The organism is Halotalea alkalilenta DSM 17697 (assembly GCF_000621205.1).
GTDB lineage: Bacteria > Pseudomonadota > Gammaproteobacteria > Pseudomonadales > Halomonadaceae > Halotalea > Halotalea alkalilenta.
On record NZ_JHYY01000026.1, the window covers coordinates 45327 to 60393 of the forward strand.

Genomic DNA, 15067 nt, shown 5'->3' on the forward strand with positions numbered 1-15067 from the left:
CACCACATGGCAGACAAGGTGCTAAGGCCATCTTTCGGTAAGGGAAACGACTATGCTTGCTGGGGTTCTGATCGTTATATGTTCTGCGCTGATATGGTTGGTATCAGAAGGAATTATTGCCTGGGTATCTGGTGCCGCATTCTTGTTCTTCGGCGCAGTTGTTGTCAACGGGTTTCTGAGCGGTAAGAAGGGAGAGGAACCGGCCGGAAGCGACTGGCTTCCCACACCCCCGCCTGTTCGTTCTGGCCCAGTTTCGCCGCGACAAACTATGCCCGTCAGTTCTGATTCAGCCGTCGCTCTTGAGGGTGATGGCAGCTATTCGTTCGACATTGTAGGTGAGTCATATTATCAGGAAGAGTTGAAGCGGATAGCCGGACCAAAGCAAGAGAAAGGTAAAGCACTTGAGTGTGAGGCGCTCATCATTCACGAGCCAGATAACCCACACGACAGAAATGCTTGTGCCGTAATAATCGATGGCCGAAAGGTCGGACACCTCTCAAAGCAAGATGCCAAGGATCAGGTATCGTTCCGTCAGTCCCCTGGATTTTCGTTGTCAGCCAAGGCGTTGATAACGGGGGGCTGGTCTGACCGTAGAGGCGAAGGCAGCTACGGCGTAAGGCTCGACTATGTGCCGAGGGAGCTCCCGGCCAGGCCACTGGAGAACGAGCTGTATCGTTTCATGGGGCAGAAGGTACCGCGTAATCTCAGCCGTGGTGATGCCTGGGACTTTGAGCGTAGCCTTGCCGAGGCCGGTGATGAGAGGGTTGGCCTCTGGCGAACATTCAGAGATGCTGCAGAGTACTTGCAATCTCCCGAAGGGCGTGAAGATTACGACATCAAAAAGCCTTCACTCAAGCAGCTTCGAGAGACATACGCCAGTCTGCTCGAGGAGCGCAAGGGTGAGGGGGACACCAGTCCGATGGATGATGCGGATATCCACGAGAAGCTGGTTGATCTTTTTCCTGATCTGGAAAAATAAGCAGTCTATGACTTGGGGCTGGGTTGAGGGCGCTTATGCCAGGTGCCCGACGACGTCGAGATGCTCGTCACCGCGTTGAAACGCGCCGAACCAACCGTTTGGTGAGTCGGTGCGTGTGCGACTCACCAGCAGCGTGAAACCTTCGCAGCCGTGCTGCTTGGCATTGGCGAAGTCTGAGGTGTCGAACTTGGCTTCGCGTACCATGGTCGTGGCCACTGACCTCATGGCAGATTCGAACATGTCGAGTAGATGCGCTTGCCGGTTGGCGTCGATGTTGCATGAAGTCACGTCGTCGATGGCGGCGTGTTTGAAACGGTTACTCATGATTGCTGCACTGTGGTGGGTATGGAGGACATGAACGCGCTGTTCAGCGATAAAGCCAAGCGTGTTCGACTTACTGGCTTGCCGTGCCCATTTCTCTGACCCACGTCTGCAATGCTTTCAGTTGCTCGGCATTCTCGTGGCAGGCTTGGTAGTTGGCGGTGACAGTTCCGGCGACGGCAGAGAGCGCAATTTCTGCGGCGGCCTCATCAGCATCTCGGGCGGGCTCGGGTAGTTCGCCTGCGGCGGCAGCGTCGTGCAGGCGCACAAAGCCACGGTTGATAGTGCAAGCAGCATCGGCTTGTACGGGCACATAGACGGGAACCTCCTTGATAATGGTTTCACCCTTCTGCTGTATGACGCGAACGCGGTCGACGTACTGTGTAACGACCTTGGCGGACGCTTGTGCCTGCTGCTCACGCACGACAGCGGCTTGCAGGATCTGTTGCTGGGCGGCGGCATCCCACTGCGCTTGAACGTGGCCCGCACCCTTTATCCAGCCGAAGCCGACCAAGGCAACGGCCAGTGCGGGCAAGCCCAGCAGGCGATACAACCAAGGGATCAACGTCATGGGGTCGCCTCTCCGAGGCACCGCCGGTACTCGGCTTTCCGCCGTGTGGCCAGCCCGCCGCACAGCCGAGCGTTTGCAGGCAATGCGCAGTCCTTACCCTGGAAGAAGCGCCATCGCAGCAGCTCGGCGCAGGCTCCCGCGTAGTCCTCGGCGTTGAGTTTTCTGACCAGCGTGGACTGGCAGAACGCGCGGCTGCCGACGTTGTAAGAAAAGCTCACCAACGCGTCGTACTCGTGCTGGGCCAGGGGCACGGTCACGCATTGTTTGAGCGCACCCTCAAACTGCTGCACATCGGTGAGCGCCCGAGCCAGCGCCTTCGGCGGCGTCGTGGTGTCGCCCAGCTTCACTCCGGTGGTGGTGCCAAAACCAATGGTCGGCACATCGCCCTTGACCGGGATGACCGCGCGGTCGGTGTAGCCCTCGTGCAGCACGATGCCGACCAGAGCTGCGGCAGACAAAGTCAGGGCGGCCACCGTCCGTCGTTGTGGTCGTAGGATCATCGGTGCATCTCCGGCTGCGCTACCAAGCGGGCGATAGCCGCACCGATGCTGGCACCAAAGGCTAGCAAAACAAACACCCCACGCGGCAGCAGATCACCGAGTAATGGAACTACTACTTCTGCCGCTGTGAAGAGGGTTGCGATGAGAGAGAAACGAATGCTCCAGGCAAAACGGGCGACTCTTTGCCAGTCATCGAGCAGGCAGATTTTCGGTTTGGCGTTCATTGCGTGCTTCCCATCAGTTTTAGCTTGATGGCAGCTCCAATCAGTAGCGCGACCAGAACTCCGGTGGTGAGTACTCTGACGGCGGTGCGCCATGCCGTGCGCCGGGCGTCACGCCACGCGTCCAACAGGTCGCGTAGCTCACGGATGTCGCGTGCGGCGTGGCCATTTTCCAGCCCAAGATTTGACAGGGCGTGTCGGGCACCGCGTTCGGCAGCTTGCTGGAGGAGCCTTTCCAGCTCCTCGGTGGATAGAGGGGTTGTGTTTTTCATGCGTGTTGGCCCTCATGTCATTACCCATCATCGACCCCCGATTGGCACATGAGCTGCAGCTCGCGGCGGCGCTTTTGGGGCTCGATGATGGATGTGATGTTGTAAATTGAACCATCGAATGCAATGCGCATTGCGGTATCGATTCCTGGTCGATACCGCATGCGAATGCGGGTGGTGGTTTCTGATTGGATGGACGCGGCGGCGAAGAACTCACGACCCTGCAAAGGCTCGACGGCTGCCCATACGATGGCCTCCGTCTCCCAGCTATAGGTCATCTCTCCGGTAACGGGGTCTTGTGACCATGTCGATCGTTGGATCTCAATGCGATGCCGGTAACGGCCAATGGCTGTGCTCATAAGCGAGGGACTCGCCACGGATCGAGCAGACCATCGGCAACGCTGTGAGGTAATGCGGTGATACCGGTCGCGATGCTCAGCGATTCCCGGTGCTCGTACAGAGTGCCAATACGTAGCAGCATCCATTGTCGGATGGACTTGGGAACAGTCTCGATATCACCAAATCCGCACACCAGTGTGATCGTAGCGGCCTCGATAGAGATCAGCGTGGGCGGCCAATGCCCGTCCAGAGTGTAGGGCGAGGTGCTGGTTATGCTCTGGATCGGCAACAAGCCTTCGAGCCCCATACGCTCTCCGGCGACCAGCTCTATCTCCCAGGTCTGGGTGATCAGGCGTTGTCCGGTGAGAAACTCGGCCTGTTCGCGGGCGGCGACGATGAGCGCCTCAATCAATGCATTGTCATCATCGAGATCGACCCGCAGATGCAGTCTGGCCTCGGACAGCGTCAGTGGCTCGTTTGCCGGTGGCACGGTCAGCGAGGCTTTCATTACTCTGCCTGCTGCAAGGCTTTGACGGCTCCGCCGACGTCAATCAGGTTGCCGTCGTGGCGTGAGAACGCCAGAAACCCGACTTGCCCCTTTTCCGTGTACTTGGAGTCGGTGAGCCGGAACAGCGACACCGCCAACACATCGCGGATCAGGTACTTGGAGAAGTCTCCAAACAACACCGCTTTGGCTTCGGCTGCCAGTACCGGCATCTGCTGGTTGATGGAGTAGGCGTAGCCCAGCACCGTGTCCGGCTCGCGCACCGCCACGCCCGGTAGCCACAGTGGCCGGTTCTGGTCGTCCTTGAGCTTCTTGATGGCTTTGAGCGTGCTGTCGTGGAACATGAAACGGCACCGCCCTGCTTGTCGGTAGGCCGGATCGACACTGTGCTCAAGATCGATCAGCTCATCGAAGGTGATGGCTGCTGCAGCGTCCGCGTTCGCCCCTACAGTGGCCGCTGTCACGATGCCGGTGGGCTGGCCGACGCCGGTGCCCACTGTGAAGTGTTTGTTGGTGATTCGCGCAATGCGCTGCGCCAGTCGCTGGTTGATGTGCGCCTCAAGGTCGATAACTGCGTCCTGTAGCAACTCGAAGGGCACCGCCACCGACTTTGAACTGTATTTGTAGGCACCCAGCGATTTCACGCCGAAGGTGAAGTCCTGCGCCGATACCGACTGATTTTCCCCGACGATCTCGCCTTCCTCGGATGTGGCGTTGGTGGTGGGGTAGTTGATCGGGTTGCCGCTGGCGGTGGGCAGAATGGTGGCCACCTCGCGCATACCGCCAAAGGCGGACATGGCTTCGATCAACTGACGGGCGACGTCGGTGGGTACCAAATAGCCGCCCTCGGCGGGCACGGTAGTGCCCATGCTCGCTTGAATACTGGCGGCCTTGCGGGCCACGGCTTGCTGCTGTTCGTAGCTCAACGCGTTGATGCCACCGCGTAGCCAGGCCACGAAGATGCTTTTTTCCTGCTGCAATTGATGTTCGGCCTCATCGGTGGAGAGGCCCAGCTCATTGCTGCGCTGGTTGATTGACGCACGGTTCTGCGCTTCGAGGTCGTAGGCCTTTTGTTGGCGCTCGATCTGGGCATCCAGCCGGTCGATATCCGCGACCAGCGTGTCGTACTGCTGCTGTTGGGTGTCCTGCCATTGGTCACCGGTGTGCTGGTCGACCAGGTTGCGCAGGGTTTTGGCGAAGGTGGCACGCTGTTCGCGCAGGGCTTGGATATTCATGGGGCGATCTCCAGATACAAAAAAGCCGCCGGAGAAACTCGGGCGGCAAGGGTGGTGAGGGTTAAACGTGGGTGCGATAACAGGGGCAGCGTAATCTCAGGCAGTGCGCTCAATAACGGTCACGCGTCGCCATCGCTCGTGCTCATCTACTATCGGTGATGCGTGCGTCTGGATGTCGACAGGAGCCTCGGTATAGGCGGCCAGATTCCAGTATTGCTTCGGCCCAGGGCTGGGCTGAGCGAGCCGATCCACCCAACCCTCGTCCAGTGCTTCCTGCGCGGTGAACCAGCTTTCGGCATCCATCCACTGTGCAATGCGTTGTGCGCTCTGGCCGGTGCGTCGCTGGTAATCGGCGACGATGCTGGCATCGATCTTCTCCAGCGTCAGGGCCATCTCCAGTAGGTCATGGCGGTTGCCGATAACCACACCCCAAGCGTTGTGGATCATCAGGAATGCGCCCTCGCTGATCTCAACTTCATCAGCGGCCAGGGCTACATACGAAGCTGCCGAGGCGGCGATCCCGTCGATATGGGCAATGATGCGTGCCGGATGCTCACGAAGTGCGGTGACAATTGCCCGAGCATCGAACACATCGCCGCCTGGAGAGTTGATGCGCAAATGAATGACCGGCGTCTCAATCGCGGCCAGGTCCTGCACAAACTGAGCGGCAGAGACCCCTCCCCAGGCATCGGCTCCGATTACATCGTAGAGCCAGAGGGTGGTCTCATTCGCAGTGGTCTGGCAGCGGTAGTGACGGGGCGTCTGCGCATTGTCATTCAGCAGTTGTTGAAGGCGGTTCATGGGTTTCACGTGTGGCTGAGGCATTGCTGAAGTCCTTGGGTTGAGCCAGTTGGTCGCCACCGGCCAGCGGTGGTAGATTTTCCAGACGCCGTACCTCGTTGGGCGTCATCCACGCTGGATTCTGTGTACCGCCCAGAGCGCGGGTGTAGTAGTCGGCACGTGCTTTGGAGTCGCCGCGCAAGAGTCCTTCAACGTTGAACTCGACGAACAGGCGCTCAGTACGGAAGCACTTGCGATTGATTTCCTGCTCGATGCGGTTCAGGTGCGGCGCCAGCGTGTATTGCACAAAGCCGATGCCTTGCTGTTCGATACCTGAGCCCCAGGAGGTGGATTTGTCGGTTTCCCCGATCATGTGCGGAGGCACACCGAAGGCTCGGGCAATGTCGGCCACCTGAAAGCGGCGAGCCTCGATCAACTGCGAGTCCTGCGCCGACAGCGTGACTTCTTTCAGGTCGGTACCTTCGGTCAATACGATGGGCAGGCTGCTGTTGTGCGCGCCGCCATACTTGTTGGCCCAGATGCGGCGCAGGTTGTCGATCTGCTCCTGAGTCATCTTGCCGGGCACTTTGAGCGCCACATCCGGGTGGGCACCGCTGGCGAAGAAGCGAGAGCTGAAACTTTCAGCCGCCAGGGCCAAACCGATGGCCTCGCGTGCAGCGTGGCGGATGACGCTCATGCCGCGCGTGCCATCGAAGCCGAAGCCCGGAATGTGCAGGATGTCGTCCTGGTCGCGCCCGAGCCAGATGCCGTCGCGGCAAAATTCGTAACGCAGGCGGTTGTTGATCTGGCGCACAGCCACGGCGCGACTGTCTAGAGGAATCAGCTGGCGAATGCTGCCGCCACGTCCCCGTTCAATTTCCGCCAGCGCGTCTCCTGTGAGCAGCATCTGCGCGACTAGGTATTCCCAGAACACCGCCGCTGAAACGCTCGGACAAGGCTGTTCATTGAGCAACCACCACAGGTCGTTGCGCACACGTTGACGCCCCTCGTCCTGGCGCTGATACACCGACAGCGGCAGGCTGGCGATGGCCCCGGCGATCAGCCGCACGCAAGCGTAGACGGCGGTGACACGCATCGCTGATGCTTCATTGACGGAGACGCCGGAGGCTGACGGTATACTCGCGAGCAACTCATAGAGCTCGGCGCTATCGAGCGTCAGTGCGTTATCGACGGCCGGTTGGGGGGGTGTTCGTCGGAATAGGCGATCCCAAGTGCTTCGCAGACTCATAGTGCAACGAACCCCTGTTCGATAAAACCGCTGTCACCGCTGTCCAGAAGCAGGCGGTTGAGTGCCATCAGCACCGCAATGACGCCATCGATCTTGTTTTCCGGACGCTCTTTGCGTGGATAGATGTTGTCCTTGGCGTCGCGGTGGCAGACGACGTTACTGACCATCCAGGTCAGAACCGGATCGTTGTCGAAAGTGAACTTGGCCTGCAGAACAAGTGCTTCGAGCTGCTTCATCGGCTCCGAAAAATTCAGTACAGTCGGGCGCACCTCGATCATCGGCAGACCCTCGGCCAACATCCGGGTGGAGAACTGTGTGGCCTGGAAAGGATCGAAGGCCACCGCCTTGACTTCGAAACGGGTAGCCCAGTCCAGCAACTCGGCTTCGATCATGGAAAAATCTGTGACGTTGCCGGGTGTTGCCAGCAGGCGACCGCTGTTCATCCAGCCTTGGTACTGGCTGTTGGCCGCTGAGAACACGGTGTCTTCCGGCAGGAAGTGGCGTACAAAGGCGATCGCTTTCCCTTCACGCTCGAACACGATGGCCATCGACGCGATATCCACCTTGCTGGCTAGATCGATACCGATCCAGCACGGCTCTCCTGCGAAATCCTCCAGGCATAAGCTGCTGTCCGCGCAGCGTTCCCACGCCCGAATATCCATCCAGGCGGTGTCGGTGCTGACCCAATCGTTGCAGTGTTTGGTACGAAAGTTATTGGTGGCCGAAGGCAGTTGCAGTGCCTTGGCCTGCAGCGGCCCGATGACTTCAGGCCGTACCGAAATGTTCCAGTTGGGATTGGCTTTAATCAGGGCTTCTTCAGTGCCCCAATCGTCGCCCTCGTCCAGACCGTAGATAATGCCGAACTGGCTGTCGTCTGCGACCAGACCGTCGAGCAGCCGGGTGACGAAAGTACGCACCTCGTAGCAGATGCCTGCGCGATCCGATCCCGCCGTGGTGATGACCCACAGCAGGGAGTTGTCGCGCTTGCCGGTGCCGGTCTCGACCACGTCATACACCGTGCGGGTCTTGTGGGCGTGCAGCTCATCAATGCAGCCAAAGTGGATGTTCAAGCCATCTAGGGTGGAGCCTTCGGCAGACAGCGCCTCGAACTTGGAGGCGGTGTTGATGACATGGATGTTGTGCGCGCCCACGGTGACGCCATAGCGCGCCCGAAACCCGGGCGACTTGCGTGCCATCTGCTGGGCATCGCCAAAGACGATGCGCGCCTGATCGCGGGTGGTGGCCAGCGAATAGCACTCGGCACCACCCTCGCCGTCGGCGGTAAGCATGTACAGTCCGACCGCCGAGGACAGCGTGGATTTGGCGTTGCCGCGTGGCACTTCGATATAGGCGCGCCGAAAACGTCTGCGTCCGTCCTTGCGGACCCAACCGAATACCGTGGTAAGGATGAACACTTGCCAAGGCTCCAGCTCAATGGCCTGACCAGCCAGCGGCCCCTTGATGTGGGGCAGCAGCTCGATGAACGCGCACAGATTGTCTCCGGGGCGGAATTTGCGCCCCTGCGTGTCCTGGAGAATGGGGTTGAAGCGAAACGGGCTGCCCCGGCCCTTGAAACGGGCCAGGTCATCCAGTTGCCGTTGGCAGGCTTTACGAACCCACTGGTTGGCAGGTACGTCCCCGGCAACGACCGATTGCGCATACTGTCGGGCGATGGTGGCGTAGTTGCGTCGAGCCATGGTCAGCCGCCCGCGATGTCGTGCCAGGGGTCGTCGATTGTGGTGTTGCGCTTGACCACGACCCGCGAGCGTGAGGCAGGCGTAAAACCCATCTCGGCGGCAGCCTTGAGCATGATCTGAGCTTGCCGGTTCACGATTGCCAGAAAGGGCGACTGCATCGGCACGCCGGTATTGGGAGCCTTGATCAACATCCCGGTGCGCGCGAGCTTTTCGCTGGCTTCTTGATACAGATCGAAGGCGATGACCCAGACACTGAAAACGGATGCATCGACGTCCTTGAGAAGGCCCGGAGGAGATAGTTCGACCACCTCCGACCAAGTTGCCTTCTGGCGTTCGGTCATCCAGACAGGGGGCGCAGCAAGGTCGGCCCCTGGTTGCGGCTCGTGGGCGTTGAGTGCCCGTTTGCCGGGGTTTCCAGAGATCAGTTTCAAAGCTGTGGGTTTTGGTTTTCGGCCTCGCATGGCATGAGGACCCCCCCTATGTCAATTTCGCGGAAACAAAAAAATGAGGTGGCGCGCGGACACGGGCGCGGCGGCCCCAGACTTCGCCTCCCCCCGACCCCGAGGGGTTTCAAAGGTCAGCGGCGCGGGTTGCCGAAGCCGCCGTCCTCGCGGGCGGTCTTGGCCGCGTGGCAGGAGGCGCACAGCGGCTGCAGGTTGCTGCGCTCGTTGTTCATGGCGTTGCCGTCGGCGTGGTCAACGACTGTGGCCAACCCCACCCGACCCTCGCGCTCGCAATGCACACACAGAGGTTGCTCGCGCAAGACCTCGGCACGCAGCGCCCGCCAGCGCGGATCACCGGTGTGCCAGGCCCGTCGACTCTGACGTGCCTTGGCGCGGGCGGTGTTGTCCCACTGGCGCAGATCGTTCCGGTGACGCGGGCAGTAGCCACGGCCGTCCTCTACCAGCGCGGCGCAACCGGGATGGCGACAGGGCAAGGGAGCAGACCGGGGCATGGAATCTTTGTTGCGTGAAGGTCGGCAGAACGCTTGGCTTGGAGCGGGAACAGCGCGTTCATCACGTCACGACAACCACATTCCGAAAGGAACTCGCCATGAACCAGATCGACACCATCCTCACCCTGATCGCCCAGAAGCATCTCGGCATCGAAACCCTGCAGACACGCAGTTCAGACCGCCTCGACTTCCACGACACGGCGGTGTGGTGCATCCGGGACGCGCTGGAAGCAGCCTTCAAAGCGGGCGTCGAAATCGGCGCATCGAGCCCGAAGACCGCGGAAGCGGAAATCGCCAGGGACTGTTCGGAAAGCCGCCAAACCAAGCAGAAAGCGCTTGGCTTCACTCCTGAACAGCGCGTTCATCACATCGTCATCCACCACCCCCGAAGGAGCAGACCATGACCAGCACCCAACTCACCCCGGCCCAGCACGCCATCCTCGCCAAGGCCATCAACACCAGCGGCGGCAAGATCGAATGGTTCCCCGACAACATCAAAGGCGGCGCACGTAAGAAGGTGCTCGACGGGATGTTCAACCGCGCCTTGATCACCACCGACGGCACCGACTGGTTCGTCGCCGCCGAGGGCTACGACGCACTGGGAATGTCGCGCCCCGGCGTGAACAAGACAGGCATCGGTCAATTCGAAGCCAATCTCGACCAGATCATCGCCAATGCTGAAGGCGGGCCAGCCGCCGCGAGCGATCCCGAACTGGAAGCCGCCGTAACCGCCGCCGAAGCAACGTGGGCCAAGCCGCGCACCCGCGACAACAGCAAGCAAGCCGAAGTGATCCGGATGCTGCAACGCCCCGAAGGCGCAACCATCGGCCAGATCTGCACAGCCACCGGTTGGCAGGCACACACAGTGCGCGGCACCTTTGCCGGGGCGTTCAAGAAGAAGCTGGGCCTGACCATCGTGTCGGAAAAGCCGCAGGGCGGCGAGCGGGTGTACCGGATCGCCCTCACTTGAAAAGCGACTAACCGCCGCCATATCGCCGTCAAGGCGATATCCCGACAAAGGACACTCAATGAAAACCGAAGAATTCAACAAATGCCGACAGTTCCTTGAAGATCAACTATCCAATAACTTGGACAACAAGGAGCTACTTGCGGCTTACGTGAGACTGATTGAGCTCAAAAGCCAGTATGACACGGCCACCGACAAGGCACTTATTGAGAAAGAAATTCGGGAAGCCGAATTGAATACCCAGTTCCGGACTACTGCCTACACAAGCGATACGGATCTGAATAAAGCAATGCACCGTAACAATACAGACTACAACATGGCCTGGAATGCCCAGCAGGCAGAGAATTCCCGTCACTACCAATCGACTCAGGCAGCTGTCTTTAATCAAGCCATGGGTAACGGTTATCAGCCATGGGGGCAACCAGGACAAGGGCAACTACCCCAGCAGCCGGGGTCTTACTAATCACGATTAGACCCCAGGAAACCTGAAACGACATCGAACAGCAGACCATCCGCCTCGCGGGTGGCCTGCTTGCCGGTGAAGTCCTCCCACCGGCGCACGATCACGTCCACGTACTTCGGGTCGAGTTCGATCAGTCGCGCAGAGCGGCCTGACTTCTCGGCAGCAATCAGCGTGGTTCCAGAGCCACCGAACGGGTCGAGAACCACGTTGCCGGGTCGGCTCGAATTGCGGATAGCACGCTCGACCAACTCCACCGGCTTCATCGTCGGGTGCAGGTCGTTCTTCTGCGGCTTCTTGATGTTCCAGACGTCCCCCTGGTCGCGGTCACCACACCAGTGGCGTGTCGCCCCCTCGGGCCATCCGTAGAGGATCGGCTCGTACTGGCGCTGGTAGTCGGCGCGCCCCAGGGTGAAGGTGTTCTTGGCCCAGATGATGAAGGTCGACCATTTGCCACCGGCGGCGCGGAAGGCGGCCTGCAGCACATCCAGTTCGCTGGAGGACATCGCCACATAGATACCGCCCCGGCAATGCCTGACGGTGGGCGTCAGCGCTGCCAGCAGGAAGTCGTAGAAGCCGTCACCCAGGTTGTCGTTCAGGATCGCGCGATCCTTGCCGCGCATCTTGTCCTTGGCGCTGTTGGCGTAGTTCACGTTATACGGCGGGTCGGTGAAGACCATGTCCGCCAGGTCGCCCTGCATCAACCGCTCGTAGCTCTCGGCCACGGTCGAGTCGCCGCACAGCAGTCGGTGCTGGCCCATGATCCAGACATCGCCCGGACGCGAGATGGGTGTCTCGCTGACCTCGGGCACCGCATCCTCATCCGTCTGACCCTCGTTGTCCGGCTCGTCGCCTGCGATCAGTTCGGCCAGTGCATCGGCGTCGAAGCCGGTGATGTCCAGATCGAAACCATCGAGCTGCAAGGCTTCCAGTTCGATCCGCAGCATCGCGTCGTCCCAGCCCGCGTTCTCGGCGATGCGGTTGTCCGCAATGACCAAGGCCCGGCGCTGCGTCTGGCTCAGATGTTCGAGCACCACGACAGGCACCCGCTCCAGCCCGAGCTTCTGGGCGGCGGCGAGACGACCGTGGCCAGCGACGATGATGCCGTCGCTGCCTGCCAGGATCGGATTGGTGAATCCGAACTCCGCGATGCTGGCGGCGATCTGCGCCACCTGCTCCTCGGAATGGGTGCGCGCGTTGCGGGCGTAGGGCAGCAACTTGGCGGTCGGCCACTGTTCGATCTTGTCGGCCAGCCAGTTCATGCCACCACCTCGGCATCAGGGGTGGTGGCGCGCTCAGCGGCGACCTGCTCGAAGGACTGACCGGTGTCGATCAAGGTGACCGGTATGCCGGGGTGGTTCTGCTGGAACCGCTTGATGGCCACGTCTACGTACTGCGGGGCGATTTCCACGCTGCGGCAGATCCGACCGGTGCGCTCGGCTGCCAGCATCGTTGTGCCGCTGCCGCCGAAGGGTTCGAACACGATGTCGCCCGCGTCGGTGTAGGCCTCGATGCCGAACTCCGGCAGCGCCACCGGAAACACGGCCGGGTGGTCAATGTCCTGCCCGATCTTGCCCTTGTGGCGCATCACGCGGATCACCGAGTCGGGGATGCGGGTGTCCTGCGTCGGCAGGCCCTTGTGTGTCCAGCCACCCACTTCGCCGTCCTTGCCGCGCATCGCGGTGGACGAACCATCGGCGCGCAGGTGGGACTCCTGGCCCGCGTGCTTGCACGGCACGATCTTGTGGGGCTTGCGGCTCTCCCGGTTGAAGTGGAATACGAACTCAAAGCTCGGCGCGAAACGGCCCGCCCAGTCGCCGGGCATCCCCGGCCCCTGATCCCAGACGTACCACGCAAAGCGCCGCCAGCCCTGCTGGCGCATCCAAGATAGCCAACCGTCCCAATACGGGATCACCTCGTTGTCGCGGTGGATCAGGCCCAGGTTGACCAGCACCTGACCGTCGCCTGCCATCGGCAGGTGTGCGAACACGCCACGGAGCAGGCCATCCCAATCGGAGATGCCACCCGAGGTGTAGTCGCGCTGGTTGCCGTAGGGCGGCGAGGTGAAGCACAGGCGAGAGAGGTCACCCTGCATCAGCGCAGCGACCACGTTCCGGTCGGTGGCGTCGCCACAGATCAGGCGGTGCGGGCCAATTGCCCAGACATCGCCCGGCCGGGACACCGCCACGACGGGTGCTTCTGGCACGTCGTCAGCCGCGTCAGGCTCGTCGGCGTCGGACTCTGATTCATCATCTGCGACCGCCACCGCACTGGTGAGCATTGCCTCGATCTCGGCTTCCTCGAAGCCGGTCAGAGCGAGGTCGTATCCCGCATCGGACAACTCGGCCAGCTCCAAGGCCAGCATCTCTTCGTCCCAGCCTACATCCAGTGCCAGCCGGTTATCGGCAATCACCAGTGCCCGCTTTTGCGCGACGGTCAGGTGGGCCAGTTCGATCACCGGCACCTGATCCAGCCCCAGCTTGCGCGCAGCGGCCAAACGCCCGTGCCCGGCGATGATGCCGTTGTCGCCGTCGACCAGGATCGGATTCGTCCAGCCGTACTCGACGATGCTGGCCGCGATCTTGGCGATCTGGCTTTCGGCGTGCGTGCGCGGATTGCGGGCGTAGGGAATCAGCGCCTCGACCTTGCGGTACTCGACGTTGAGCGTGTTCAAAGTGGAAGTCCCAGAAAAAGAAAACCCGCCGACGGCGCATCGCAGGCGGGTTCGTAGTGTGAATGCGTGGGTTGGAAACGATGAAGGCCACAGATTGCTCTGCGGCCTTCGTGTGCCCAGTACGCGCAAGACTAGCCGTAATACTAGCGAAAAATCCTCGCTATGTTGCGCACTGAAAAATGATCAAAACCGGCATCGATACGCAACGGTCGGCATGATGCCGTGATAGCTTGCAACTACACGCAAAATCAATGTTCGCTGATTGCCGACTGAGGTGCAGTCGTGGTTTGCAGTTGCTCGACAACAGCTGACAATGCCTTCTGCCAGCGACGCCAGGCGGTGGTGCGGTTGCAGCCAAAGCGGTGGCAGATTACTTTCCACGGATAGCGTTGTGCCCGCATCCACACAAGGTGGCGCTGCTCTTCCTCCAGCCATTGCACCCAGCGTATGGTCTCCAGCATTCGGTCTATAGCAGCTGGGGCGGGAGGGAAGCGATAAATCGGCGGCTCAGCACCGAGGTTTTCCCAGGGCATGCGTTTGATTGCGGGCCAGCAGTTGAAGTACCCCTGAACCCGAACCGGAGGAAGGCGGTGGGCAGTTTGTGCGGCTTCGCTGAACCGGTCTGCCACTTTCTCGATAGTCCACTCAGCCATGCTGACACTCCTGCGTTTCGATGACCCAGTACAACAGCGCAAGGGCATCGGCTTCGTTATCATCGCGGGGGGCGTGGCCGCGCAGCTGCATAGCAGCAATCATCTGATCCTTGTTCGCGTTGCCCTTGCCGGTGGCGTGCTTCTTGATCGTGCCCACCGGAACGCCCTGGTACGGGATCTGGTGGTGTTCGCACCACGCGGTGAGCTGGCCCATGAAGCCGCCGTAGGCGTGGGCGGCGTCGATACCGGCGTGGCGGCGGACTTCTTCGAAGACCACCTGGTCGATGCCATCGGTGCACTGCTTGAGGTCGGTGAGCCAGCGCTTGAAGCGCAGGTAGCGCATGCCGCCACCCTCAAATCGCTGCGGCTTGAAGGATTCCGTTCCGCTGGTCACGGCGCCGTCGCGATCGCGTACTGCCCAGCCAGTCTCGGTGCCAAGGTCCAGTGCCAGGATCGAGGGCACGGATGGCCGCCGATGATCTGAGCCCGGGTGGCCGACAAGTCCCCGACGTAGGGTAGAGGGACCTTTTGGTCCCTCTCCTACGTAGTAGGAGGGGGAGTTTTCGCCAACTGGAGAAAGGGAAAAGGTCCAGCAACGGCGCGGGTTTACGCCAGTTGGCAAGTTGGCAGCGATGCCAACTGCCAACTGCGGGTCATTCCCTGCAATGCCTGGATCTGACTGGACTTCCAGT

At 60.8% G+C, this 15067-nt stretch carries 21 protein-coding genes; 4 read left to right on the forward strand and 17 right to left on the reverse strand.

Translation table 11 applies throughout. The features are described from left to right. The first annotated feature begins 52 nt into the window (after window positions 1-52). Window positions 53-979, forward strand: coding sequence for a hypothetical protein (locus Q376_RS24695; protein WP_155834171.1), 927 nt, complete (start codon window positions 53-55; stop codon window positions 977-979). A gap of 33 nt (window positions 980-1012) precedes the next feature. Here Q376_RS24695 and Q376_RS0105925 read toward each other — a convergent pair whose 3' ends face one another. From Q376_RS0105925 to Q376_RS25500, 13 genes are all read right to left on the reverse strand, one after another. Further along, entirely contained in the window at window positions 1013-1303 is a 291-nt protein-coding gene (locus Q376_RS0105925; RefSeq protein WP_027349541.1) for a hypothetical protein, read from the reverse strand. 70 nt (window positions 1304-1373) lie between these two features. Further along, window positions 1374-1871: a hypothetical protein gene (locus Q376_RS0105930; protein WP_027349542.1), complete on the reverse strand. Its 498-nt coding sequence runs from the start codon at window positions 1869-1871 to the stop codon at window positions 1374-1376. Next, window positions 1868-2371, reverse strand: a complete 504-nt coding sequence (locus Q376_RS0105935) for a lysozyme (RefSeq protein ID WP_027349543.1) — start codon at window positions 2369-2371, stop codon at window positions 1868-1870. Before Q376_RS0105935 ends, Q376_RS0105930 begins: the two co-directional genes overlap by 4 nt. Continuing rightward, window positions 2368-2595 (reverse strand): DUF7940 domain-containing protein, encoded by a 228-nt coding sequence (locus Q376_RS0105940; protein ID WP_027349544.1) that lies wholly within the window; start codon window positions 2593-2595, stop codon window positions 2368-2370. Before Q376_RS0105940 ends, Q376_RS0105935 begins: the two co-directional genes overlap by 4 nt. Further along, complete coding sequence (locus Q376_RS0105945; protein WP_027349545.1) at window positions 2592-2864, reverse strand: DUF6127 family protein; 273 nt, start codon at window positions 2862-2864, stop codon at window positions 2592-2594. The genes Q376_RS0105940 and Q376_RS0105945 overlap by 4 nt, the downstream gene beginning before the upstream one ends. 20 nt (window positions 2865-2884) lie before the next feature. Beyond that, window positions 2885-3220, reverse strand: coding sequence for a phage head closure protein (locus tag Q376_RS0105950; protein ID WP_027349546.1), 336 nt, complete (start codon window positions 3218-3220; stop codon window positions 2885-2887). Continuing rightward, complete coding sequence (locus tag Q376_RS23955; RefSeq protein ID WP_052364989.1) at window positions 3217-3708, reverse strand: head-tail connector protein; 492 nt, start codon at window positions 3706-3708, stop codon at window positions 3217-3219. Before Q376_RS23955 ends, Q376_RS0105950 begins: the two co-directional genes overlap by 4 nt. Next, window positions 3708-4940 carry a phage major capsid protein gene (locus tag Q376_RS0105960; protein ID WP_027349547.1) on the reverse strand — a complete coding sequence of 411 codons (1233 nt, stop codon included), beginning with the start codon at window positions 4938-4940 and terminating at the stop codon, window positions 3708-3710. Before Q376_RS0105960 ends, Q376_RS23955 begins: the two co-directional genes overlap by 1 nt. Window positions 4941-5036: 96 nt before the next feature. Then, the gene (locus tag Q376_RS0105965) at window positions 5037-5741 is read right to left on the reverse strand and encodes a head maturation protease, ClpP-related (protein WP_027349548.1); all 705 of its coding nucleotides are present in this window, start codon (window positions 5739-5741) and stop codon (window positions 5037-5039) included. Further along, window positions 5713-6816 (reverse strand): phage portal protein, encoded by a 1104-nt coding sequence (locus Q376_RS21565; RefSeq protein ID WP_052364990.1) that lies wholly within the window; start codon window positions 6814-6816, stop codon window positions 5713-5715. The genes Q376_RS0105965 and Q376_RS21565 overlap by 29 nt, the downstream gene beginning before the upstream one ends. Before the next feature lie 149 nt (window positions 6817-6965). Further along, window positions 6966-8666, reverse strand: a complete 1701-nt coding sequence (locus tag Q376_RS0105975) for a terminase large subunit (protein WP_027349549.1) — start codon at window positions 8664-8666, stop codon at window positions 6966-6968. A gap of 2 nt (window positions 8667-8668) precedes the next feature. Further along, complete coding sequence (locus Q376_RS0105980; protein ID WP_162177885.1) at window positions 8669-9097, reverse strand: phage terminase small subunit P27 family; 429 nt, start codon at window positions 9095-9097, stop codon at window positions 8669-8671. Between the two features lie 146 nt (window positions 9098-9243). After that, complete coding sequence (locus tag Q376_RS25500; protein WP_027349551.1) at window positions 9244-9621, reverse strand: HNH endonuclease; 378 nt, start codon at window positions 9619-9621, stop codon at window positions 9244-9246. A gap of 98 nt (window positions 9622-9719) precedes the next feature. Here Q376_RS25500 and Q376_RS21570 point away from each other — a divergent pair, with 98 nt between their 5' ends. From Q376_RS21570 to Q376_RS21575, 3 genes are read left to right on the forward strand one after another with little or no spacing between them, the layout of a single operon-like run. Then, complete coding sequence (locus Q376_RS21570) at window positions 9720-10025, forward strand: DUF6900 domain-containing protein (RefSeq protein WP_245598910.1); 306 nt, start codon at window positions 9720-9722, stop codon at window positions 10023-10025. After that, entirely contained in the window at window positions 10022-10591 is a 570-nt protein-coding gene (locus tag Q376_RS0105995) for a DUF3489 domain-containing protein (RefSeq protein WP_027349552.1), read from the forward strand. Before Q376_RS21570 ends, Q376_RS0105995 begins: the two co-directional genes overlap by 4 nt. 58 nt (window positions 10592-10649) lie before the next feature. Continuing rightward, window positions 10650-11051 carry a hypothetical protein gene (locus Q376_RS21575; RefSeq protein WP_200964860.1) on the forward strand — a complete coding sequence of 134 codons (402 nt, stop codon included), beginning with the start codon at window positions 10650-10652 and terminating at the stop codon, window positions 11049-11051. Here Q376_RS21575 and Q376_RS0106005 read toward each other — a convergent pair. From Q376_RS0106005 to Q376_RS0106020, 4 genes are all read right to left on the reverse strand, one after another. Next, the gene (locus Q376_RS0106005) at window positions 11048-12310 is read right to left on the reverse strand and encodes a site-specific DNA-methyltransferase (protein WP_027349553.1); all 1263 of its coding nucleotides are present in this window, start codon (window positions 12308-12310) and stop codon (window positions 11048-11050) included. The two genes, Q376_RS21575 and Q376_RS0106005, sit on opposite strands and share 4 nt — an antisense overlap. Next, entirely contained in the window at window positions 12307-13722 is a 1416-nt protein-coding gene (locus Q376_RS0106010) for a site-specific DNA-methyltransferase (RefSeq protein WP_027349554.1), read from the reverse strand. The genes Q376_RS0106005 and Q376_RS0106010 overlap by 4 nt, the downstream gene beginning before the upstream one ends. A 248-nt stretch (window positions 13723-13970) precedes the next feature. Further along, window positions 13971-14375 (reverse strand): DUF6362 family protein, encoded by a 405-nt coding sequence (locus Q376_RS0106015; protein ID WP_027349555.1) that lies wholly within the window; start codon window positions 14373-14375, stop codon window positions 13971-13973. Further along, a complete protein-coding gene (locus tag Q376_RS0106020; protein ID WP_027349556.1) occupies window positions 14368-14838 on the reverse strand; it encodes a crossover junction endodeoxyribonuclease RuvC in 471 nt (156 codons plus the stop codon). Before Q376_RS0106020 ends, Q376_RS0106015 begins: the two co-directional genes overlap by 8 nt. Between the last annotated feature and the right edge of the window lie 229 nt (window positions 14839-15067).